Source organism: Collinsella sp. AF28-5AC (assembly GCF_003457875.1).
Taxonomy (GTDB): Bacteria; Actinomycetota; Coriobacteriia; order Coriobacteriales; family Coriobacteriaceae; genus Collinsella.
Genome location: NZ_QRTA01000001.1, coordinates 228,766 through 248,761 on the forward strand (window position 1 = coordinate 228,766; position 19,996 = coordinate 248,761).

General features: G+C 60.6%; 20 protein-coding genes. 19 read left to right on the top strand and 1 reads right to left on the bottom strand.

All coding sequences use genetic code 11. From position 1 onward, the window contains the following. Window positions 1-51 precede the first annotated feature (51 nt). From DWZ01_RS01000 to DWZ01_RS01085, 18 genes are all read left to right on the top strand, one after another. On the top strand, window positions 52-642 hold the full coding sequence (locus DWZ01_RS01000; protein ID WP_117769612.1) for a hypothetical protein: 591 nt from the start codon (window positions 52-54) through the stop codon (window positions 640-642). Beyond that, on the top strand, window positions 635-1,012 hold the full coding sequence (locus tag DWZ01_RS01005; protein ID WP_022094590.1) for a hypothetical protein: 378 nt from the start codon (window positions 635-637) through the stop codon (window positions 1,010-1,012). Before DWZ01_RS01000 ends, DWZ01_RS01005 begins: the two co-directional genes overlap by 8 nt. Window position 1,013: 1 nt before the next feature. Continuing rightward, window positions 1,014-1,805, top strand: a complete 792-nt coding sequence (locus DWZ01_RS01010) for an RNA polymerase sigma factor SigF (protein ID WP_117564127.1) — start codon at window positions 1,014-1,016, stop codon at window positions 1,803-1,805. Continuing rightward, the gene (locus DWZ01_RS01015) at window positions 1,802-3,208 is read left to right on the top strand and encodes an AI-2E family transporter (RefSeq protein WP_117847670.1); all 1,407 of its coding nucleotides are present in this window, start codon (window positions 1,802-1,804) and stop codon (window positions 3,206-3,208) included. The genes DWZ01_RS01010 and DWZ01_RS01015 overlap by 4 nt, the downstream gene beginning before the upstream one ends. Before the next feature lie 152 nt (window positions 3,209-3,360). Further along, complete coding sequence (gene alaS, locus DWZ01_RS01020) at window positions 3,361-6,018, top strand: alanine--tRNA ligase (protein WP_117847672.1); 2,658 nt, start codon at window positions 3,361-3,363, stop codon at window positions 6,016-6,018. 9 nt (window positions 6,019-6,027) lie between these two features. Beyond that, window positions 6,028-6,456: a Holliday junction resolvase RuvX gene (gene ruvX / locus DWZ01_RS01025; RefSeq protein ID WP_117583450.1), complete on the top strand. Its 429-nt coding sequence runs from the start codon at window positions 6,028-6,030 to the stop codon at window positions 6,454-6,456. Further along, entirely contained in the window at window positions 6,449-7,840 is a 1,392-nt protein-coding gene (gene mltG / locus DWZ01_RS01030; RefSeq protein ID WP_233506149.1) for an endolytic transglycosylase MltG, read from the top strand. Before ruvX ends, mltG begins: the two co-directional genes overlap by 8 nt. A gap of 2 nt (window positions 7,841-7,842) precedes the next feature. Further along, complete coding sequence (locus DWZ01_RS01035) at window positions 7,843-8,340, top strand: YqeG family HAD IIIA-type phosphatase (protein WP_117847676.1); 498 nt, start codon at window positions 7,843-7,845, stop codon at window positions 8,338-8,340. Window positions 8,341-8,348: 8 nt separating this feature from the next. Further along, complete coding sequence (locus tag DWZ01_RS01040) at window positions 8,349-8,882, top strand: shikimate kinase (RefSeq protein ID WP_099431675.1); 534 nt, start codon at window positions 8,349-8,351, stop codon at window positions 8,880-8,882. Then, window positions 8,879-9,988, top strand: a complete 1,110-nt coding sequence (locus tag DWZ01_RS01045) for a hypothetical protein (protein WP_117847678.1) — start codon at window positions 8,879-8,881, stop codon at window positions 9,986-9,988. Before DWZ01_RS01040 ends, DWZ01_RS01045 begins: the two co-directional genes overlap by 4 nt. 131 nt (window positions 9,989-10,119) lie before the next feature. Continuing rightward, window positions 10,120-11,250 carry a Xaa-Pro peptidase family protein gene (locus DWZ01_RS01050; RefSeq protein WP_117842478.1) on the top strand — a complete coding sequence of 377 codons (1,131 nt, stop codon included), beginning with the start codon at window positions 10,120-10,122 and terminating at the stop codon, window positions 11,248-11,250. Between the two features lie 159 nt (window positions 11,251-11,409). Beyond that, complete coding sequence (efp, locus tag DWZ01_RS01055) at window positions 11,410-11,973, top strand: elongation factor P (RefSeq protein ID WP_006233983.1); 564 nt, start codon at window positions 11,410-11,412, stop codon at window positions 11,971-11,973. 24 nt (window positions 11,974-11,997) lie between these two features. After that, window positions 11,998-12,360: an Asp23/Gls24 family envelope stress response protein gene (locus DWZ01_RS01060; RefSeq protein ID WP_117842477.1), complete on the top strand. Its 363-nt coding sequence runs from the start codon at window positions 11,998-12,000 to the stop codon at window positions 12,358-12,360. A gap of 3 nt (window positions 12,361-12,363) precedes the next feature. Then, on the top strand, window positions 12,364-12,948 hold the full coding sequence (nusB, locus tag DWZ01_RS01065) for a transcription antitermination factor NusB (protein ID WP_117847680.1): 585 nt from the start codon (window positions 12,364-12,366) through the stop codon (window positions 12,946-12,948). A gap of 2 nt (window positions 12,949-12,950) precedes the next feature. Continuing rightward, window positions 12,951-13,190: an exodeoxyribonuclease VII small subunit gene (locus tag DWZ01_RS01070; protein WP_006233978.1), complete on the top strand. Its 240-nt coding sequence runs from the start codon at window positions 12,951-12,953 to the stop codon at window positions 13,188-13,190. Between the two features lie 35 nt (window positions 13,191-13,225). Beyond that, window positions 13,226-14,029, top strand: a complete 804-nt coding sequence (locus DWZ01_RS01075) for a TlyA family RNA methyltransferase (protein WP_117847823.1) — start codon at window positions 13,226-13,228, stop codon at window positions 14,027-14,029. Continuing rightward, the gene (locus DWZ01_RS01080; protein WP_035138200.1) at window positions 14,026-14,886 is read left to right on the top strand and encodes an NAD(+)/NADH kinase; all 861 of its coding nucleotides are present in this window, start codon (window positions 14,026-14,028) and stop codon (window positions 14,884-14,886) included. The genes DWZ01_RS01075 and DWZ01_RS01080 overlap by 4 nt, the downstream gene beginning before the upstream one ends. After that, on the top strand, window positions 14,876-16,504 hold the full coding sequence (locus DWZ01_RS01085) for a DNA repair protein RecN (protein ID WP_117847682.1): 1,629 nt from the start codon (window positions 14,876-14,878) through the stop codon (window positions 16,502-16,504). Before DWZ01_RS01080 ends, DWZ01_RS01085 begins: the two co-directional genes overlap by 11 nt. A gap of 59 nt (window positions 16,505-16,563) precedes the next feature. Here DWZ01_RS01085 and DWZ01_RS01090 read toward each other — a convergent pair whose 3' ends face one another. After that, on the bottom strand, window positions 16,564-17,421 hold the full coding sequence (locus tag DWZ01_RS01090; protein ID WP_117806188.1) for a MurR/RpiR family transcriptional regulator: 858 nt from the start codon (window positions 17,419-17,421) through the stop codon (window positions 16,564-16,566). A gap of 272 nt (window positions 17,422-17,693) precedes the next feature. Here DWZ01_RS01090 and DWZ01_RS01095 point away from each other — a divergent pair, with 272 nt between their 5' ends. Beyond that, the gene (locus DWZ01_RS01095) at window positions 17,694-19,697 is read left to right on the top strand and encodes a fructose-specific PTS transporter subunit EIIC (protein ID WP_117847684.1); all 2,004 of its coding nucleotides are present in this window, start codon (window positions 17,694-17,696) and stop codon (window positions 19,695-19,697) included. Window positions 19,698-19,996: the final 299 nt, after the last annotated feature.

Below are 19,996 nucleotides of genomic sequence, written 5' to 3' on the forward strand. Positions count from 1 at the left end.
TTTGGGGTACCATGAAAGGCGTCTGTATTTCGATTCCTTCGGGAGGCTTGTATGAGTCCCATTCAAATCGCCCTGCTGGTGCTTGCCTTTGCCGGCGTGTGGGCTATTGTTGAGCTCGCGCTTACCCTGCGCAAGACCCGCAACGTTGTCGACTCGCTCGATAAGACCGTGAACGACCTCAATAACACCATCGCCGAGGCGCAGCCGGTGGTGGCAAAACTCGACGGCGCTGTCGACGAGCTTACGCCGGCACTTGCCCAGATGGAGCCGCTGCTTAAGTCGAGTAAGACGGCAGTTGATGCCCTTACCTCCAACCTCGTAGAAGTCGAGGCGGTCGTCCGCGATATTTCCGAGGTCACCGGCAGCATGGCCGAGGCCAGCAATGCCGTGTCGAGTGTGACCGACTCCGCTGCCGGTGCCGTGCAGAAACTCTTTAACAAGGTGAAGACTCCCGCGGCCGACGCCGAGCGCAAGCTTTCCGCTGCCGAAGAAGCCGAGCAGCCGACCGAGCGTGTCCTGATTGGCGAAGCCGGGGACGATGTCGCTGCTGGTGACAATGATGCACAGAAGCCTGCTGCTAAAGCAGCCCAGTATTACACCTACACGCCCGCCGAGACCTCTGAGGAGTCCTGCGATGAGTAGCGAAGCAACCTGCCCCATCACGCTGACCGTTGCCGGCGACCCGCGTCTCGCTCGCCTTGTGCGCATGACGGCAGCCAACGTTGGTGCCCTGTGTTCCATGTCTGTCGATCGCATCGAGGACATCCGCATGGCTGCCGAGGAAGCCTTTATTTTTGGCTGCACGGCTGTTGATTCCGATGACATCTCAATCAAATTCGATGTCGATGAATCTCACGTTGGCATGACCTTTACCTTTGGCGATCAGGCCACTGTCGACGAGGATGACCAGGCTGCTGTTTATGCCGAGCTTATTTTGGCGAGCGTGTGCGACTCCTACGAAAAGACTGCGGCGCCCCTGACGCTTTCCCTCGATCTCAAGGCGGATATCTAATATGACCGAACGTTCCCGGAGCGGCAAGACCGCTTGGGACAAGGAGAAAACCCGCGAGCTGTTTCGTCGCTACAAGGAGACCGGTGATCCGGACGCCCGCGAGCAGCTCGTCATGTCCCATATGAACCTGGTAAGGTTCCTTGCCAACAAATTTAAGAATCGCGGCGAGCCGCTCGACGACCTGATGCAGGTTGGCTATTTGGGCCTGCTCAAGGCAATCGACCGCTTTGACCCTGAGCGCGGACTCGAGTTCACCACGTTTGCCACGCCCACCATCTTGGGCGAGATCAAGCGTCACTTCCGTGACAAGGGCTGGAGCGTGCGCGTGCCTCGTCGCCTGCAGGAGCTTTCTGCCAAGGTTAACCAGGCTACCGACAAGCTTACCAACGAGTTGCAGCGCTCGCCCAAGGTCGAAGAAATCGCTGAGTACCTGGACGTGACCGTCGACGAGGTCCTGGAGGCCATGGAATCGTCGTCGGCCTATACGTCGGTGCCCATCGAGGCTCCCGGAGCGTCCGATTCCGACGATGCGCCCTCGATTCTTGACCGTTACGCCGACGACGACAACGAGCTCGACTTTACCGATGACCGCCTGGTGATCGAGGAAGCCATCCGCGATTTCTCGCCGCGCGAGCGTGAGGTTATCGAGCTGCGCTTTGTGAAGGGCATGACCCAGATCGAGATCGCCAAGAAGCTGGGCATCTCGCAGGTGCAGGTCTCGCGCCTGCTGCGCCGCACCCTCAAGAAGATTCAGGATAAGATCGACCCCGACGGAGTGATGGTTCGTTCATGAGTGAGCATCCCCAACAAACCGATCGCGCGCTGCGCGACACCCGCATTCTGACGCTGCGCATTTGGGCTGTTGTCGGCTGCATTGTTATTGCTGCTGTCATCTTTAACCTTATGGGCATCCTGGCACCGGTTATTGAGTTCCTTGCCGTTGGCTCCATCATTGCTTTTGTGATGTCCCCGATCACCAACTGGCTCGAGCACCATGGCGTGAATCGCGGCATCGGTTCGCTTATCGCGCTTATTGTTGTTGTTGCCGTACTCGTCGGTGTCGTTTGCATCTTGTCGCCGATCCTCTTTGGTCAGATCATGGAAGTCCTGAGCCGTCTGCCTGAGCAGCTTCGTGTTGCGGGTGGCGACCTCAACGAGATGGTCTCGCATGTCAAGACGCTCAACAACACGCCGCTCATGGAGTATTTGGACGATAATCTTTCGTCGCTGGTCGCCGTGGCATCGAAGTATGTGTCTCAGATCGCTGCCGAGCTTGGCCGCGGTGTGTTCCCGCTCATCACCAATACGGCCTCGCAGCTGTTCGTGATCTTCCTTGGTCTGGTGCTTGCCTACTGGATGGCCTGTGACTACCCTCGCATGCACCACGAGATTTGCACCATCATCGGTCAGGAGAAGGAGACCTCGTACCGCTTTATGGTCGCCATCCTTTCTCGTTCTGTCGGCGGCTACATGCGCGGTATGGTTGTGACGTCCATCTGCGGTGGCTTCCTCGCCTTTATCGGTTTTATGATCATCGGCCATCCGTATGCCGCGCTCATGGCTATCTTTACGGGGATCATGCATTTGGTTCCGGTCGTCGGTCCCTGGGTGAGCGCAGCAATCGCCACAGTGCTCGGTTTCATGTTCAGCCCCATGTTGGCGTTGTGGACGCTCATCGTGACGATGGTCGCGCAAAACGTCACCGATAACGTGATTTCGCCCAAGGTCATGCAGAGCTCGGTGCAGGTGCATCCCATCATGAGCCTCACGGCGCTCGTTATTGGGTCGGCGCTCATGGGTCCCATTGGCATGATCATTGCCATTCCGCTGTGCGCAGCCCTCAAGGGCATTTTCGTCTACTACTTTGAGAACGAGACCGGCCGCCAGCTTGTGGCCTATGACGGCGCCGTGTTTAAGGGCACGCCGTACCGCGATGCCGATGGCAACCCGGTCGCCGCCTACGACGCGCTCGGCGACGACACCTTCATCTACGAGTCCGAGCTCATCGGCAACGAGACCGCGCCCGAGGCCAAGGCTATGCCCAAGCCCGAGCTCGATAATCCCTGGATCAAGCTCTCGGGTCTGCAACCCGATGCCACGGGCTTTTTCAAGAACCCCTTCGCCAAGGATGACGATTCCGATACGGACGATACCAAAACCGGCATCGACGGCTCCATGGACGATGACGACAAGTAGCGGGGTAATTCGGGTTAACATTCATACGCGCTAACATGCAATTTCGCTGAAGGGCCGGCATTGTGCCGGCCCTCTTTTTTGCACAGGCGCGGTGGGATGGTAATATCGTTACGTTTGAACTGTTTCGATGTGAAACCGAGGAGATTCCCTCTATGAGTGCTGACTACCCGTCAATGACTACGGCCGAGATTCGCTCTAAGTTCCTCAACTTCTTTGAGGAGCGCGGTCTTAAGCTCTATCCTTCTTCGTCCCTCGTCCCCGACGATCCTTCGCTGCTGCTTGCCAACGCCGGCATGAACCAGTTTAAGGAGTACTACCAGGGCAAGAAGACCATGAAGGAGATCGGCGCGATCTCCTGCCAGAAGTGCGTCCGCACCAACGACATCGACTGCATCGGCGAGGACGGCCGTCACCTGTCCTTCTTTGAGATGCTCGGCGACTTCTCCTTTGGCGGCGTCTCCAAGCAGCAGGCCTGCGCTTGGGCCTTTGAGCTCATCACCAAGGAGTTCAAGCTTCCGCTCGACCGCCTGTACTTTACCGTCTTTACCGAGGACGACGAGACCCACGACGTGTGGCGCTCTCTGGGCGTTGCCGAGGATCACATCTCCCGCCTGGGCGAGGACGACAACTTCTGGGCCGCTGGCCCCACCGGCCCCTGCGGTCCGTGCTCCGAGATCTACTTTGACATGGGCGAGGAGGTCGGTTGCGGCAGCCCCGACTGCAAGCCTGGCTGCGACTGCGACCGCTTCCTTGAGTTCTGGAACCTCGTGTTTACCCAGTACGACCGCCAGGAGGACGGCTCCATGCCGGAGCTGCCGCACCGCAACCTCGATACGGGCATGGGTCTGGAGCGCATGGCCGCCATCATGCAGCACAAGACCGCTAACTACGACGGCGATCTGATGCAGCACCTCATCAAACTCGGCGAGGAGATCAGCGGCAAGACCTATGACGCCGACGATTACTCCGGCGCCAGCCGCTCCCTGCGCATCATCGCCGACCACTCCCGTGCCGTCGACTTTATGATCTCGGACGGCATCCTGCCCGGTAACGAGGGCCGCGAGTACGTCCTGCGCCGCCTGCTCCGTCGTGCCGTGTTCCACGGTCGTCTGCTGGGCATCGAGGGCGCCTTCCTGACCAAGTTTATCGACGAGGTCAACGCTCAGATGGGCGAGGCTTATCCCGAGCTGCTCAAGAACGTCGCGCTCGTTAAGGGCATCGTCGCCTCCGAGGAGGAGCGTTTCTCAACGACGCTCGACAACGGCCGCGTTTACCTGGACGAGGCCCTGGCCGCGCTCGCCGACGGCGCTGTCCTTCCGGGCGATGTTGCCTTTAAGCTTCACGACACCTTTGGTTTCCCCATTGACCTGACTGTCGAGATCGCCGGCACCGCCGGTCACGACGTCGACATGGATGGCTTTACCGCTTGCATGGAGGACCAGAAGGCCCGTGCCCGCGCCAACGCCAAGGGCGATGCCTGGGGCAGCTTCAACGACGTGTGGGTCGAGCTTTCCGACAAGGTTGCCGCGACCGAGTTCGACGGCTATGACAACGACGTCATCGATGGCGCCAAGGTTGTCGCCATCGTGCGCAACGGCGAGTCCGTCGAGTCCGCCGCTGCGGGCGAGGACGTCGAGGTTGTGCTCGACCGCACCCCGTTCTACGCCGAGATGGGCGGCCAGCAGGGCGACGCCGGCGAGCTTTCCGCCGAGGGCGTTGCGCTGACCATTTCCGATACCAAGAACCACAACGGCCTGTATGCCCACGTCGCCCACGTCGCCGAGGGCACGCTGACCGTCGGTGCTACCGTGACCGCCGCGCTCGACGCCGAGCGCCGTGGCTTCCTGCGTCGCAACCACACCGCCACGCACCTGCTCGACGCCGCGCTTAAGCAGGTCCTGGGCGAGCATGTCTCCCAGGCTGGCTCGTTGGTGACGCCCGAGCACCTGCGCTTTGACTTCACGCACTTCGAGGCCCTGTCCTCCGAGCAGCTCAAGGCTGTCGAGGACCTGGTCAACCAGCAGATCTTCGCTTCCAAGCCGGTCGTGACCCGCGTCATGGGCATCGACGAGGCCAAGGCTGCCGGTGCTGTCGCCCTGTTTGGCGAGAAGTACGGCGACGTCGTCCGCGTTGTCTCCGTGGGCGCCGAGGATCAGCCGTTCTCCCGTGAGCTCTGCGGTGGCACGCATGCCGCCAACACTGCCGAGATCGGCCTGTTCAAGATTATTTCCGAGTCCTCCACGGGCTCGAACGTCCGTCGTATCGAGGCCGTGACCTCTAAGGGCGCCCTCGATTACATGGCCGACCGCCTGGCGCTCGTTGACGCCGCTGCCGCTGCACTCAAGTGCCGCGTCGACGAGGTTCCCGCCCGCGTGGAGAACCTGCAGGCCGAGCTGCGCGAGACCGCCGGCAAGCTCAAGAAGGCTCTGACCGGTGGCTCTTCCGACGCCATCTCCGGCGCCATCGAGGGTGCCGTCGAGCTCGATGGCTACAAGCTCGTCGTCGCTGAGCTCCAGGGCCTTGAGGCTGCTGACCTGCGAAACGTCTGGGATACCGTGCACCAGAAGGTTGCCGGCCCCGTCGCCTGCGTCGTCGCTAGCGTGACCGAAAAGGGCACCCCGGCCCTGCTCGCCGCCGGCTCCGATGACGCCGTCAAGGCCGGTTTCCACGCCGGTAACGTGATCAAGCAGATCGCGGGCCTGGTCGACGGTCGCGGTGGCGGTCGTCCCAACATGGCCCAGGCTGGCGGCAAGAACGCTGCCGGTATCGCCGATGCCCTCGCGGCTGCCAAGACCGCGCTCGGCGCTTAAGTAGTCGCTGTGGTCGCGCTCGCGCTGGACATAGGGGAGACCCGGATTGGCATTGCCGTCTCGAGCCGTGATGGCAAGATGGCAATGCCCGTCAAGGTGCTCCCGGCTGCCGAGGTCACTGGCATGGCCAAGACGTTCCGTTACTTGGTTGAGGACTATGAGCCCGATATCCTGGTAAGCGGACGTCCCTTGACTATGGCCGGTGAGCCCGGCCCCCAGGCCGAGCGCGTTGCCGCCGTTGCGCAAAAGATTGCCCAAGAGCTCGATCTTCCGCTTGAGTTTGAGGATGAGCGCCTGTCCTCGCAAGAGGCAAAGCGTATCCTGCGCGAGCAGGGACTCAACGAAAAGCAGATGAGGGGCAAGATTGACATGATCGCCGCCAGCCTGTTCTTGCAGACGTGGCTCGATCGCAAAAACGAGGAGGTTTCGCATGCCTAGCGCTTCCGATCCGCGCCAGCCGAATCGCCAGGGGCAGCCTACGCCGCGCCCTGTATCGTCCGGCCAGCGTCCGATGCAACCGACGCAGCGTGCGGCTCAGCCTGCTGCTCGTCCTGCACAGCCCTCCTCTCGTGCAGCACAATCTGCTCAGCGTCCTGCCCAACTGCCCGCTGCCCGCGCAGCCCGGCCCGCAAGCGGTACCCGCTTTAAGCAGCAGGCGCCCACGCAGCGTGCGCAGGCGCCTCAATCGCATACGCGTACACATCATGCTCACGGCACACACGGCGTTGCTCCGGCCACGCGCTCGAGCTATAACACGCATGCCCGCCGTGGCGTCCAAAAGAAAAGCTCTCCGGTGCCTATGATTATCGGTGGCGTCATCGCCGTGCTTGCACTTGTCGCGATCGTTTTCTTTGTCGTGCCAGCCGTCAAGGGCTTCTTTGCCGGCGAGGATGCGAAAGTTGCTGCTGGCCAGCAAGTTACTATCACGATTCCCGATGGCGCCTCGGGTGATACCATCGCTTCGATTCTCTCCGAGAACCATATCGTCGAAGACCCCAAGGATTATTACGCGGCGGTCAAAAAGCTCAATGCCGATATGTCGCTTAAGCCTGGCGCCTACTCGTTTACCACGCTCATGGACGCGACCAAGGTTGTTCAGCAGCTCATGGAAGGCCCCAATGCGGGCTCCGATGCGCTGACTATCCCTGAGGGACTAACGGTCGACCAGGTCGCCGATCGCGTGGCCGCGGCATACGACAGCATCTCCAAGGAAGACTTCCTCAATCAGGCAAAAGCCTCCAACTATGTGAAGGACTATAGCTTCCTTGAGGGCGCTGCAAACGATTCGCTCGAGGGCTTCCTATTCCCCAAGACCTATTCGTTGGGTAAGGACCCGTCTGCCGATGATGCGATTCGCGCCATGCTTGACCAGTTCAACGCCGAGTACAAGTCGCTTGACTTTGCCAGCTGCGAGGCCAAGATCAAGGAGCGCTATGGCGTGGAGATGTCCGATTACAACATCGTTAACCTTGCCTCGATCGTCGAGCGCGAGGGCCTCAACGCCGATCAGCGCGCGCATGTGGCATCGGTTTTCTATAACCGTCTGGCGGGCAAGCTCGATGGCCTGCGTTACCTCAATAGCGATGCGACCATGATGTATGTAACCGGCGGCGAGGTTACCGCCGACGACCTGCAGAGCGATAGCCCGTATAACACCTATAAGCACGAGGGCCTGCCGCCCACGCCCATCTGCTCTCCGTCGCTCGAAGCGCTCAAGGCTACCCTTGAGCCGACCGACTCCGATGACCTGTATTTCTACATTACACAGGACGAGGAGTATTTCTCGAAGACCTACGAAGAGCACCAACAGTCTTGGAATTGATCATGAGGATTTTTAGCCCCAAACGATATGTTGCCTCGGTCGACCGCATCGATCTCGATACCCTGTGGGCCGACGGCAAGCGCGCCATTCTACTCGACCGCGACAACACCCTGGTGCCGCGCGATTCCGAGCAGGTACCCGCTGCGGTCTCCGCTTGGCTCGAGGCCGCCCATGCCAAGGGCTTTAAGCTGTGCATGGTGTCCAACAACTGGCATCGCGACCAGGTCATGAGCTCTGCACGCGAGCTGGGACTCGAGGCCATTAGCCACGCCATGAAGCCCGCCCCGTTTGCCTTGAAGGCGGGTCTTAAGCGCCTCGGCGCCACGGCAGACGAGGCGGTGCTGATCGGCGATCAGCTGTACACGGACGTGTGGAGCGGTAATTTTGCCGGCGTTGACACTATTCTGGTCAAGCCGCAGGCAACCCAGGACCTGTGGTACACGCAGATCTTCCGTATCTTTGAGCGCCGGGCCCTGCGCGACCTTCCCTGCGAGGAATAGGTTTCGCCATGTCTCAGCACATCAAACACGGCTGCGACCATATCTTCTTTATCGGCTTTTTGGGCGCGGGCAAGTCGACGCTTGCGCGCAATGTGGGCACTATGTTCAAGCGTCGATTCATCGATACCGATCGCTTGGTTGTGCGTCGATGCGGCAAGTCGGTGACCGAGATATTTGAGACCGAGGGCGAGGATCGTTTTCGCGAGCTCGAGACCTCGGCACTCCGTTCGCTTCAAAGCGAGCGCAGCCTGCTGGTATCGTGCGGGGGCGGCATCGTCGAGACGCCGGTGAACATTGAGCTGATGCACGAGATGGGTACCTGTGTGTACCTCGAAGGCGACTTTGAGGACTCGTTGCGCCAGATTCGTCGCTCCGATACCCGGCCCGATTTCCGCTCGCCCGAGCACGCTGCGCGCCTGTTTGAGCATCGCCGTCCGCTGTATCGCCAGGCGGCCGATATTACCCTTGATATTCGCAACAAGTCCTTCGAGGACGTTTCCTACCTTTGTGCCGAGATGCTTTTGGAGCGTGGACTGCTATGATTCGCCGTCAACTTATCAATTTCCAAAACCGCAGTGTCGATGTCCGCGTCGGATTGGGGGCGTTCGAGGAGCTGTCGCGCATGTTTGCCTCGGCTGTGGGCAAGCCTAAGCGTGCGATGGTGGTTTGGAACGACGCCACATCCGAGCGTTTTGGCGAGGTTGTCGAGCATGCACTTGTTGACGCCGGTTTTGCCGTGTCGCCGCTCGTCCTCGAGGTTTCGCCTGCCGGTGCTACGCTGGTCGATGCCGATACCGTCTTTGGCGCGCTGTCGGCTAACGGCATTACCTGCGATGATCTCGTTGTCGCTGTCGGCGACACGGCGACCTGCTCGGTTGTTTGCTGGTGCGCCAATCAGTGGTGCGGTCGCACCGAGTGCGCCTTGCTGCCGACGACGTTCGACGCCATGCTCACGGTCGCGACGACCATGAAGCCGCTTGTCGCCTCGTCGGCGCATGCGCTTCCCGCTATCGCGTTCCGTCCCGAGCCGGGCTTGGTCGTGTGTGACCTCGACCTTGTACGCGCGGCGGACCCCGAGGACCTCAAGCTCGGCTATGCGGTACTTGTTGGCACCATGCTTTCGAGCAGCAAGTCCCGCTGGAATCAGTTTACCGAGACCATTCCCGAGATTCTCGCGGGCGAGGAGGTCGCGCTCGTCAATGCCGTTCAGTGGTCTCAGACTGCCCGCAAGGACGTACTGATGGCCACGAACCCGAGCGCCCGCCATGCGCTCGATTTTGGCAAGACGGGGGAGCGTACCCTGCGCGCCTGCTTGGGCGATGCCGCTTCGCAGGTCCCTGCCTACCAGCTGTTGTCCGAGGGCATGCGCTTTGAGGCACGCCTTGCCCATGATGCCTGCGACTTCGATATCGATTACGTCTTTGAGGTCGATGACTGCCTGGAGGACTTTGGTATCGAGGAGCTTGCCTTCGATCTGGAGCCTGCCGCATATATCGAGGAGTTCCGCAGGCAGCAGTTTGTCCGCTCGAACCGCAGCATGTTGCCGCTGCCCGCGGCGCTCGGCGCCATTCGTCTAACGAGCGTTGAGGACGAGGTTCTCGACCGCCATGCTCACGCATACTTGGCTTCTCGCAACGAACTTCTCTAGGATTTATTGACATCCATCGTCTTTCGTATCATGTTGAGGGGCGGGTTTCCAATCGGTTGCGAATCGCTCGCGATTCCGTACGTTGATTGAGCCCGTCCCGTCTTTATGAAGACAACAAGAAAGGAATCTGCATGTCAGAGTTTGCTGCCGGTCCTGCCGGTCGTATCGAGCGTGTCCGTGCCCTGATGGTTGAGCGCGGCTACGACGCTATCGTGGTGCGCGACGAGGCCAACCTTCGTTGGCTTACGGGCGTCAAGGGCGTCTTCGATTACACCTTCGAGTTCCCGCACGCTGCGTTTATTACGGCTGACCAGTGCCTGTTCCATACCGACTCGCGCTATCTCAACAGCTTTGAGGAGAACACGCCCGCCGGCAGCCCCTGGGTCTACGACATGGACGAGGGCACCATCCCCGGCTGGGTCGCCGGCAAGATCGCGGCCAACAAGTGCCGCGTCTGCGCTGTCGAGGACGACATGCAGATCAATTTCTACCAGGGTATTCAGCGTGGCCTGGAGGACCGCTCCGTTGCCTGCATGCTGCCGCTGATGCATGACGACATCCGTAAGATGCGCGCCATCAAGGACGCCGAGGAGATCGAGCTCATGCGCCACGCGCAGTCGATCACCGACGCCGCCTTCCAGCACATGCTCGGCTATATTAAGCCCGGTATGACTGAGAAACAGGTCCGCAACGAGCTCGAGAACTTTATGTTCGCTAACGGTGCCGATAGCCTGGCCTTTGGCTCCATCGTCGCGAGCGGTCCCAACACCGCCAACCCGCATGCCGTCCCGAGCGACCGCGTGATCGAGAAGGGCGACTTCGTTCTCATGGATTATGGCGCGGGTTACTGCGACTATCGCTCCGACATGACTCGTACCGTCGTGATGGGCGAGCCCACGTCCGAACAGCTCGACCTGTACGCGCTCGTGCGCCGTACGCACGAGGAATGCGTCGCCGCCATCCATCCGGGCGTCGAGGGCAACGACATTTTCAAGCTTTCCAAGAAGATCATCGGCGATGCCGGCTATGGTGATTACTACAACCATGGTCTGGGCCACGGCGTGGGCATTGACATCCACGAGCTGCCCAACTTCAACCGCAGCAAGAATATCATCGAGGTCGGCTCGGTTATCACCATGGAGCCCGGCGTCTACCTGCCCGGCGTGGGCGGCGTGCGTCTGGAGGACTACGGCGTGGTCACCGAGAACGGCTACGAGCCCTTCACCAAGACGCCGCATGACCTTCACGTCATCGATTGCTAGCTCATTTCGATAGATTTTTGGGGCGGGACGTCCGGATCGATTCGGACGCCCCGCGTTCTCTTTTTATGCGCTCGCTGCAGGCGCCGTCTGCAAGTGTATAATTTCGGTCGTATGTAATTTGGACGCCTGTGCGTTCTGCCCATAAGAAGAAAGGTCGCTATGCCTACCATTTCTACCGCCGACTTCAAGAACGGCCTCGGTCTCCGTATTAAGGACAAGGTTTATACCATCGTCGAGTTCCAGCACGTCAAGCCGGGCAAGGGTGGTGCTTTTGTGCGCTACAAGACTCGCGATATCAAGAGCGGTCGTGTCGTTGAGAACACCTGCAACGCCGGCACCAAGTTCGAGAGCGTCATGCTCACCACCCGTGAGTTCCAGTACCTCTACAACGACGGCACCGACTACATCTTCATGGACAACGAGTCCTACGAGCAGGTTCCCGTTCCCGAGGACATGGTGGGCGAGAACTCCAAGTGGCTGCGTGAGAACGACATCTGCCAGCTGCTCTTCGCCGACGACGAGCTCATGGGCGTGACCCCGCCGATGTTCATCGAGACCACCATCGTCCAGACCGACCCGGGCTTTAAGGGCGACACCGTCCAGGGTTCCACCAAGCCGGCCACGATCGACACCGGCGCTGTCATCCAGGTCCCCATGTACCTCAACGAGGGCGAGGTCATTAAGGTTGACACCCGCGACGGCAAGTTCGTCTCCCGCGTCTAGCAACCAACTCTTCTAGGAGGACTCATGCCCCAGGAAATCAAGATTGACGGCATCGGCATTTCACCCGATGTTCTGACCGCCATCGTCTCGCGCGCCGTGTCGGATGTCGAGGGCATCGCCTCCGTTGGCGTCAAGGACCTTGCCACCAACCTTGTCTCCATGATGCTCTCGTCCAAGGCCCCGGCTTCCGAGCCGGCGGTCGAGGCCGAGGTCGTCGGCGACAAGCTCGCACTCACCGTGCGTGTCGTGGTGTTCTTTGGCTATCCGTTCAAGAAACTCGCCGAGGCCGTTCGCGTCGCCGTGGTCACCGCCATCGATGCCCAGGTGGGCGTTGAGGTCGAGCGCGTTGACGTTTGCATCGACGGCCTCGTTTTCCCCAAGGAGTAACCTTTGAGCCTTAAGGTTTATCGCGGGCGCACGCTTGCCCGCAGTCAGGCGCTGCAGCTGCTGTTCCAGGCCGAGGCCACGGACAGCCCGCTCGAGCGCGTCCTCGAGGGCGATTTCCTGATCTCGAAGGGTCCCCTCGACCCCTATGCGCTGGAGCTGTGCCGCGGTGCTTACGAGCATATCGACCGCATCGACTGCGCCCTGCGCGCCGTCGCCAAGAACTGGGATCTTATGCGCATGCCCGGCGCCGACCGCAATCTGCTGCGTATCGCCGTCTATGAGATGCGTTTCCTCACCGACGAGGAGGTCTCGGACGCCATCGTGATCAACGAGGCCGTCGAGCTCGCCAAGGCCTATGGCACCGACCAGTCCGCGTCGTTCGTCAACGGCGTGCTGGGCAAGATCGCTCGCAGCGAGGAGCTGCCGGGCGAGGACTTGTACCAAGAGCTGCTCGCCGAGGATCGCGCTCGCGAGGAGGCCCAGACTGCCGAGGCTGCCGCTAAAGTTGCGGTTGCCCAGGCTGAGGCTGGTGTGCTGGCCGAGGGCGCGGACGCCGCCGAGACTGATGTCGACTCCGTCGAGGAGTAGCCATGCCAGAGGGTTCCGTCCGCAACTTTGATGAGATTTCGGACCGTCTGGACCAGATCATCGCTACCGTTCGCTCCAAGGATACGTCCTTGGAGCGTTCACTCGATCTGTTTGACGAGGCGATTGAGCTGGGCTCCCGCGCGGTCGATATGGTCGACAAGTTTGAGCTGACGCCGCGTGAGGCCGACAAGCTCGAGCAGGAATACGATGAGGATGCGGCAAACGAATCCCAGGATAGCTAGGCCGCATCTCCGGATACGAATGGTTGATGGCATTCATGAAACGCGTGCGTCTTGATGACGAACTGATTTCACAGGGCATCTGCGCCGATCGCGCGGATGCCCTTCGCACTCTTATGGCCGGCTTGGTCTCGAGTGGCGGCGAGCGCTTGACTTCGCCGGGCCTTAAGGTGACCCCGGGCCTGCCGCTGCACGTGAAGGGGCGCATTCCCTATGTTGGCCGCGGCGGGCTTAAGCTCGAAGGCGCGCTCGATGCGTTTGGCATCAATCCGACGGGCCTTGCCTGTCTGGATGTGGGCTGCTCTACCGGCGGCTTTACCGATTGCCTGCTCAAGCGCGGAGCTGCGACCGTTGTCTCGGTGGACGTGGGCCGTGCCCAGTTTGATTGGTCGCTGCGTCAGGACGATCGCGTGACGCTGCATGAGCGCACAAACGTGACGCAGCTGCCTGAGCTTGGCTATGCCGGCGCCATCGACCTGACTGTGTGTGATGTCTCGTTTACCAGCATCGCGAATATCATCGACGCCGTGCTGGCGTGCCTGAAGCCTTCGGGTTCGTTCTGCACGCTCGTAAAGCCCCAGTTTGAGGCGCCGGCTGCGCTGGTGGGCGAGGGCGGTATCGTGACCGACCCCGCCGTCCGCCGCGATACGCTCGTGGCGGCGATTGAGCTTTTTGCCGCCAAGGGCCTGTTCCCGCTTGACGTGTGCGTGTCGCCCATCCATGGCGCTAAGGGCAACGTTGAGTTTTTCTTGTACGGCACAAGGTTTGTCCCCGGGGAGCGCGCCGACGATGAGCTGCAATCCCAGGTATCGGCTTTGAGCGAGAAAGCTGCAACGCTATGAAGGTCTTTCTGGTTCCCAATTACTACAAGCAAGAGGCCGTCGAGAGCGGTCTGATGCTCGAGCTTTGGCTGACGCGCCAGGGCTATGAGGTCGCATGGGCTGCCGACCAGCGATCCAAGATTCAGAGCACGCCTGATATTGACGGCTCCGATCTGGTCATTACGCTCGGTGGCGACGGCACGCTGCTGCGCGCTGCCCGCATCCTCAACCATCGCGAGATTCCTATCCTCGGTCTTTCCTATGGTCACCTGGGCTTTTTGACGGCCGCTAGCCCCGAGGAGCGTGACATTTTGCAGGTTGTGAGTGATGCCCTGTCCGGTGAGCTGCACGTGAGCCGTCGCGCCACCATCGCCGCGGATATCGTGTCCGTGCGCGAAGACGGTACGAAGGATGTCGTTCGCACCTTCGCCCTCAACGACATGGCGCTTACCCGCGGTCCGCTGTCCGATATGGTCGAGTTTGACATCACGGTTTCCGGCCACCATATCGATCGCCTGCGTGGCGACGGCGTGGTCGTGTCCACGGCGACCGGCTCTACGGGCTATGCGCTTTCGGCCGGCGGCCCCATCGTGAGCCCCGATTACACGGGCATGGTCTGCGTACCCATTGCGCCGCACACTATTCAGGCCCGTGCCTTCTTGACTTCGCCGAGTGATGTCGTCGAAATCTTTATGTCTGACGACCGCCCGAGCGTTCCGGCGATCGCTATCGATGGACAGTTTATTACCTGCGATGGCACCGTCGAGAGTGTGGCGGTGCGTCGCGGTCCCGGAGATGTGCTGCTGCTCGACTACGGCCCTGAGAGCTTTTATAACTCGGTGAGCCGCGTATTCTACGGAGTCCGTCATGATCGATGAGCTGCAGGTTTCTAACATTGCACTCATTCGTGAGGCGACACTGGTGCCGAGTGCCGGCCTGACTGTCCTGACAGGCGAGACCGGCGCCGGCAAGACTGCGCTGCTCTCGGCCCTTAAGCTTATTTTGGGCGAGCGTGCGGATTCGTCGACGGTGCGCGAGGGCGAGGCGCTGGCGAGCGTCGAGGCACGCCTGTTTGACGGCCCGCACGACACGGAGGGCTTCACGGTCCAGCGCAGCCTTTCTGCCGAGGGCCGCAGCCGCGTGAAGATTGACGGCTGCATCGCCAGCGTGCGCGAGCTTTCAGAGCGCGTCGGCGTGATGATGGATCTGTGCGGCCAGCACGAGCACCAGCGCTTGCTCGATCCGGCGCATCACGTTGCGATGGTCGATGCATGGGCAGGGCGCCCGGCACTCGAGACGCTGGATGCGTACCGCGCCTGCTTTAAGGCATCGCGCGCTGCCGCCAAAGAGCTTCGCCGTGTGGAGGAAGCCTCACGTGCGCAGGGGAGCCGCGTCGAGGAGGCGCGCTTTGCCCTCGAGCGCATCGGCGAGGTCGACCCCAAGCCGGGCGAGTACGAGGAACTCGAGGAGCTGCTGCCGCGCTCCGAACATGCCGAGGTACTGGTTGCCACGGCTAACGATGCCCATGCATCGCTTGCCTCTGAAGGGGGAGCGCTCGATGCCGTGAACAGCGCCGTGGCAGAGCTTTCCCGAATGGCTGCCGTCGATCGCAAACTGGGCGACATTGCCGACGCGCTTTCGGATGCCTGTATCTCCCTTGAGGATTGCGCGAACGAGCTTCGTGCCTATCGTGATGGCGTCGCCTTCGACCCGCGCGAGCTTGCTCGCATGCGTGAGCGGTATTCCGACCTCAAGGGCCTGTTGCGTCAGTGGGGTCCCACCATGGACGATGTTTTTGCCATGCGCGATCGCTCGCAAGAGCTGCTGTCCCTGGTCGATGATGGCGATGAACAGATCAAAAAGGCGCGTGAGGCACTCGGGAGCGCTGAGCGCGAGTTGTTTGCCGCTGCCAAGGCACTTAAGCGCGCTCGCAATACGGCGGCCCCGCGCTTCTGCCACGAGGTTGGCCGCCAGATGGCTCGCCTGGAGATGGGCGGCGCCGAGCTCGTCTGGGAGTCGCGCGATCTTCCCCGTGCTGAGTGGACGCCCCTTGGTCCTTCGAGCTACGAGCTGCTATACCGCAGCGGTGCCGGCTTGACGCCGCGCCCCCTGCGTCGAATTGCGTCGGGCGGCGAGCTCAGCCGCGTCATGCTGGCGAGTAAGGTGGTTTTGGGTAACGCCGACGGTGTCGATACGCTCGTGTTCGATGAGGTCGATGCCGGTGTCGGCGGCTCCACGGCGCGTGCGCTCGCGGGCGTGCTGGCAGATCTCGCCGCTACGCATCAGGTGATTGTCGTAACCCACTTGGCGCAGGTCGCCGTCATGGCTGACAAGCATTATGTCGTCAGCAAGGAACCGGGCGTGGTTCCCCAGACGCATTTGGACGAGGTAACCGGCGAAGCGCGTACCGCCGAGATCGCCCGCATGTTGAGCGGCGATCAATCGGAGGCGAGCTTAGCGCACGCCAAGCAGATGCTCGAAGAAGCTCGAGGTTAGGTCGTATCAGCGGTGTTGGTGGGACAAAATAGACTGAAATTTTTGTCCCACTACGCGTTTTACTCAACGACCTTATCCGGCTGGATGAGCTCCTCGTAGTAGCTGATATGTTCGCGAGCGTCTTCAATCTCAGGCAGCAGGAAGTTGTAGATGACTTCGATGATCATCGTGGCGCTGATCTTAGAGAACGCAAAGTCGCCCGTCGTCAGCAGCGCTTCGTGGTTGACGGTATTAAAAGTGTAGTCTGCCAGGCGCGCGAGCGGGGATTTGCTGTCGCTGCTGATGACGACTACGGTTGCGCCGCAGTCGCGAGCCGCTTTTGCCATGCGATTCAAACGGCGCGACTTGCCCGAGTTCGAAATCAGTACGATAACGTCACCCGGGCGTAACGTGAGCGCAAAACCAATCGAGGTCTCGCTTATGGTGCTCGCCATGCAGCGCAGGCCCAGCTGCGAAAACTTAAATGTCGCATCGAGCGCAACCGCGTTCGTATTGCCCACAGCTGCAAACTCAATAACCCCTGCATGCTTAAGGGCATGTACAACAGCCGCCAGCGTATCGTGGTCGATTCCGTCGATGGTCGCATTAAGCTCGCTCACCTTGGCAGCCAGGATGTTCTTGAGACTCTGCTCCATATTGTCGAGCGAGACCTCGTCAGTCAGGCCTTCGTTGCGCTGGCTTTCCAAATCCCTCGCCAGCGAAAACTGAAAGCTGCGGAAGCTGCCAAAGCCAAGCTTGCGGCAGAAGCGCGAAACGGTCGCCTCGGACGTGGCGGCGGCGCGTGAGAGCTGAGCGGCCGTGAGGCGCGGCGCCTCGGACTGGTGCTCCAATATATAGTCGACAATGCGCTGCTCGGACTCGCTGTATCCCTGATGGGTACTAATGAGGGAAAGTGCGCTCTTGCTACTATCGGTCATGGATGGCTCCTGGTTGGCATGAAAATCTAACTTGATTTGCAATGCCATAGTATACGGGCATTTTCAATTACAAGATACACCTTGCCGTTTCAAGAGTTGATGGTAAACTTTCACCTACCGTTTACGGTTATGAAAGAACCTTTCACCGGAGAATTGCGCCCTGTCTCTTCTCACGCGGACGGTAGGTTGGTATCTTTCAGTTGTGGAAAAGCGCGCAAGGACGCGCGTGTAGGGGAGCGCCTGCGGGCGCAGTACTCAAGAAGGAGGGACACATGGCTAAGTTTGACATCATCGCCGCCACCGGTTGCCCGACCGGTATCGCGCACACCTTCATGGCGAAGGAGGCGCTAGAGAAGGCAGCTGCCGAGCGCGGTCTGACCATTAAGGTCGAGACCCATGGCCAGGTCGGTGTCGAGAACGAGCTCACCAAGAGCGAGATCGCTGGCGCCAAGGCCGTTGTCGTCGCAGCCGATAAGGATGTCCAGGCTGAGCGTTTCGCCGGCAAGCCCATGGTTTCCGTTGGTGTTTCCAAGGCCCTGTCTGTTGAGGCCGCCGGTAAGCTGATTGACCGCGCGCTCGCCGCCAAGAGCGACGGCACGGTTGCAGCCGCTGCCGATGTCGAGGACGAGGTCGAGGAGAAGGAGTCTATCGGCCACGTCATCTATAAGCACCTTATGAACGGTGTCAGCCATATGCTGGTCTTCGTCGTTGCTGGTGGTGTTCTGACCGCCGTTTCGTTCCTGTGGGGCATTACGTCCTTCGATTCGACGGCGTCTGATTACAACAGCTTCGCTGCTATGCTCAAGATCATCGGCGGCATTGCCATGAACCTCATGGTTCCCGTGCTTTCCGCCTACATCGCCGAGTCCATCGGCAAACGCCCGGCGCTCGTCCCCGGTTTTGTTGCCGGTATGATCGCCATCCAGGGCCTGCCTGTTAACGCCGAGACCGGCATGATCGACGCCGGTGGCGCCGGCGTGGGCTTCGGCTTCCTGGGCGGCATCGTCGGCGGCTTCCTCGCCGGCTATGTCATCCTGCTGCTCGAGAAGGTCTTTGCCGGTCTGCCCAAGAACCTAGACGGCCTCAAGGCCATCTTCCTGTACCCGCTGTTCTCGACGGCTATCGTCGGCCTGGTCATGCTCGGCATTTCGGGCCCCATGGCTGCCATCAACACCGCCATGATGGACTTCCTCAAGGGCCTGTCCGCCTCTGGCGCCGTTGTCCTGGGTCTTGCCATCGGCTGCATGTGCGCCTTTGACATGGGTGGCCCGGTCAACAAGGCTGCTTACGTCACCGGTACTGCTATGCTCACCGAGGCACTGGCTGCCGGCGTTGGCACCGATACCTACAACTTCGGCACCAACTTCATGGCTGCCGTCTCTGCCGCCTGCATCGTTCCGCCGCTGATCACTACCTTCGCTGTCGTTGTCGGCAAGAAGTACTTCAGCCAGGAGGATCACGACGCCGGTATCGTCAACCTCATTCTTGGTTGCACCCACATCACCGAGGGCGCCATTCCGTTCATGACCAAGAACATCTGGCCGGTCATGCCCATCATGATGCTCGGTTCCTCCATCGCCTCGATCCTGACCATTATGTTCAACGTCCACGATCCGGCGCCCCACGGTGGCTTCCTGGTCCTGCCCGTTGTCGAGAACGGTCCGCTGTGGGTCCTCGCGATCCTCATCGGCGCTGTGGTCGGTGGCATCCTGTTCGTGGCCTTCAAGAAGTACGACTTCGAGAAGAATCAGAAGGCCGCTCCTGTAGCCAAGCCGGTTGAGGCTTCCAAGGCCGCTGCCGTTGAGGCCCCTAAGGCCGAGGCTGCCGACTTCGTGAAGGTTGAGAATGTCTTTGTCGCCGAGGACTTCGCTTCTCGTGACGAGGCTCTGAGCTTCGTTTCCAACCAGGCTGTCAAGGCCGGTATCGCCAGCGACGCCGACGCTGTGATGAACGCCTTCCTGGCCCGCGAGGCCGAGGGCACCACGGGCATGATGGAGGGCTTCGCCATCCCGCATGCCAAGTCCGACGCCATTACCGAGGCTGCCGTCATCGTCGTCAAGGACGAGTCCGGCGTGACCGGTTGGGACACCATGGACGGCGCTCCCGTCAACGTGGCTATCGCCCTGCTCATCCCCGGCGCCCAGGCTGGCACCACGCACCTCAAGATCCTGTCCAAGGTCGCCGAGGCGCTCATGGACGAGGACTTCCGTACCACCGTCAAGGGTTCCACCGACGCCGTCGAGATCGCCAAGACGATCAACGCCCGCCTGGTCTAATTCCACGGTACGCGAATAACATCGCCCCCTGTAACAAAGGCGAGGACTCCCTACGGGTCCTCGCCTTTTTTCATGCCACCCGGCACTTAGGGACGTTCCTTTCCTGCCGGCACCCCGGGACACTCCTTAGTCCCCAACAGGGCATTAATAGCCCTCATCGACTGAATCACCCACGCGAACAATAATTCAGCCAGAATTCCTTTTGCACGATATTTCTTGGACGGAAGCATTTTCCCGCAGCTCGCCTGCCGGGCGGGGCGGTTAAGTTTGTCGCGAGTTCCGCACGCAAAGGAAAGCAC

Excerpts from the sequence above, each read along its gene's own strand:
- DWZ01_RS01085 (WP_117847682.1), top strand. The coding sequence starts at position 14,876 with ATGATCGATGAGCTGCAGGTTTCTAACATTGCACTCATTCGTGAGGCG.
- DWZ01_RS01095 (WP_117847684.1), top strand. The coding sequence starts at position 17,694 with ATGGCTAAGTTTGACATCATCGCCGCCACCGGTTGCCCGACCGGTATC.
- DWZ01_RS01010 (WP_117564127.1), top strand. The coding sequence starts at position 1,014 with ATGACCGAACGTTCCCGGAGCGGCAAGACCGCTTGGGACAAGGAGAAA.
- DWZ01_RS01040 (WP_099431675.1), top strand. The coding sequence starts at position 8,349 with ATGTCTCAGCACATCAAACACGGCTGCGACCATATCTTCTTTATCGGC.
- DWZ01_RS01070 (WP_006233978.1), top strand. The coding sequence starts at position 12,951 with ATGCCAGAGGGTTCCGTCCGCAACTTTGATGAGATTTCGGACCGTCTG.
- DWZ01_RS01005 (WP_022094590.1), top strand. The coding sequence starts at position 635 with ATGAGTAGCGAAGCAACCTGCCCCATCACGCTGACCGTTGCCGGCGAC.
- DWZ01_RS01000 (WP_117769612.1), top strand. The coding sequence starts at position 52 with ATGAGTCCCATTCAAATCGCCCTGCTGGTGCTTGCCTTTGCCGGCGTG.
- DWZ01_RS01015 (WP_117847670.1), top strand. The coding sequence starts at position 1,802 with ATGAGTGAGCATCCCCAACAAACCGATCGCGCGCTGCGCGACACCCGC.
- DWZ01_RS01045 (WP_117847678.1), top strand. The coding sequence starts at position 8,879 with ATGATTCGCCGTCAACTTATCAATTTCCAAAACCGCAGTGTCGATGTC.
- alaS (WP_117847672.1), top strand. The coding sequence starts at position 3,361 with ATGAGTGCTGACTACCCGTCAATGACTACGGCCGAGATTCGCTCTAAG.
- mltG (WP_233506149.1), top strand. The coding sequence starts at position 6,449 with ATGCCTAGCGCTTCCGATCCGCGCCAGCCGAATCGCCAGGGGCAGCCT.
- DWZ01_RS01060 (WP_117842477.1), top strand. The coding sequence starts at position 11,998 with ATGCCCCAGGAAATCAAGATTGACGGCATCGGCATTTCACCCGATGTT.
- DWZ01_RS01050 (WP_117842478.1), top strand. The coding sequence starts at position 10,120 with ATGTCAGAGTTTGCTGCCGGTCCTGCCGGTCGTATCGAGCGTGTCCGT.
- efp (WP_006233983.1), top strand. The coding sequence starts at position 11,410 with ATGCCTACCATTTCTACCGCCGACTTCAAGAACGGCCTCGGTCTCCGT.
- DWZ01_RS01035 (WP_117847676.1), top strand. The coding sequence starts at position 7,843 with ATGAGGATTTTTAGCCCCAAACGATATGTTGCCTCGGTCGACCGCATC.
- DWZ01_RS01080 (WP_035138200.1), top strand. The coding sequence starts at position 14,026 with ATGAAGGTCTTTCTGGTTCCCAATTACTACAAGCAAGAGGCCGTCGAG.
- DWZ01_RS01075 (WP_117847823.1), top strand. The coding sequence starts at position 13,226 with ATGAAACGCGTGCGTCTTGATGACGAACTGATTTCACAGGGCATCTGC.
- DWZ01_RS01090 (WP_117806188.1), bottom strand. The coding sequence starts at position 17,421 with ATGACCGATAGTAGCAAGAGCGCACTTTCCCTCATTAGTACCCATCAG.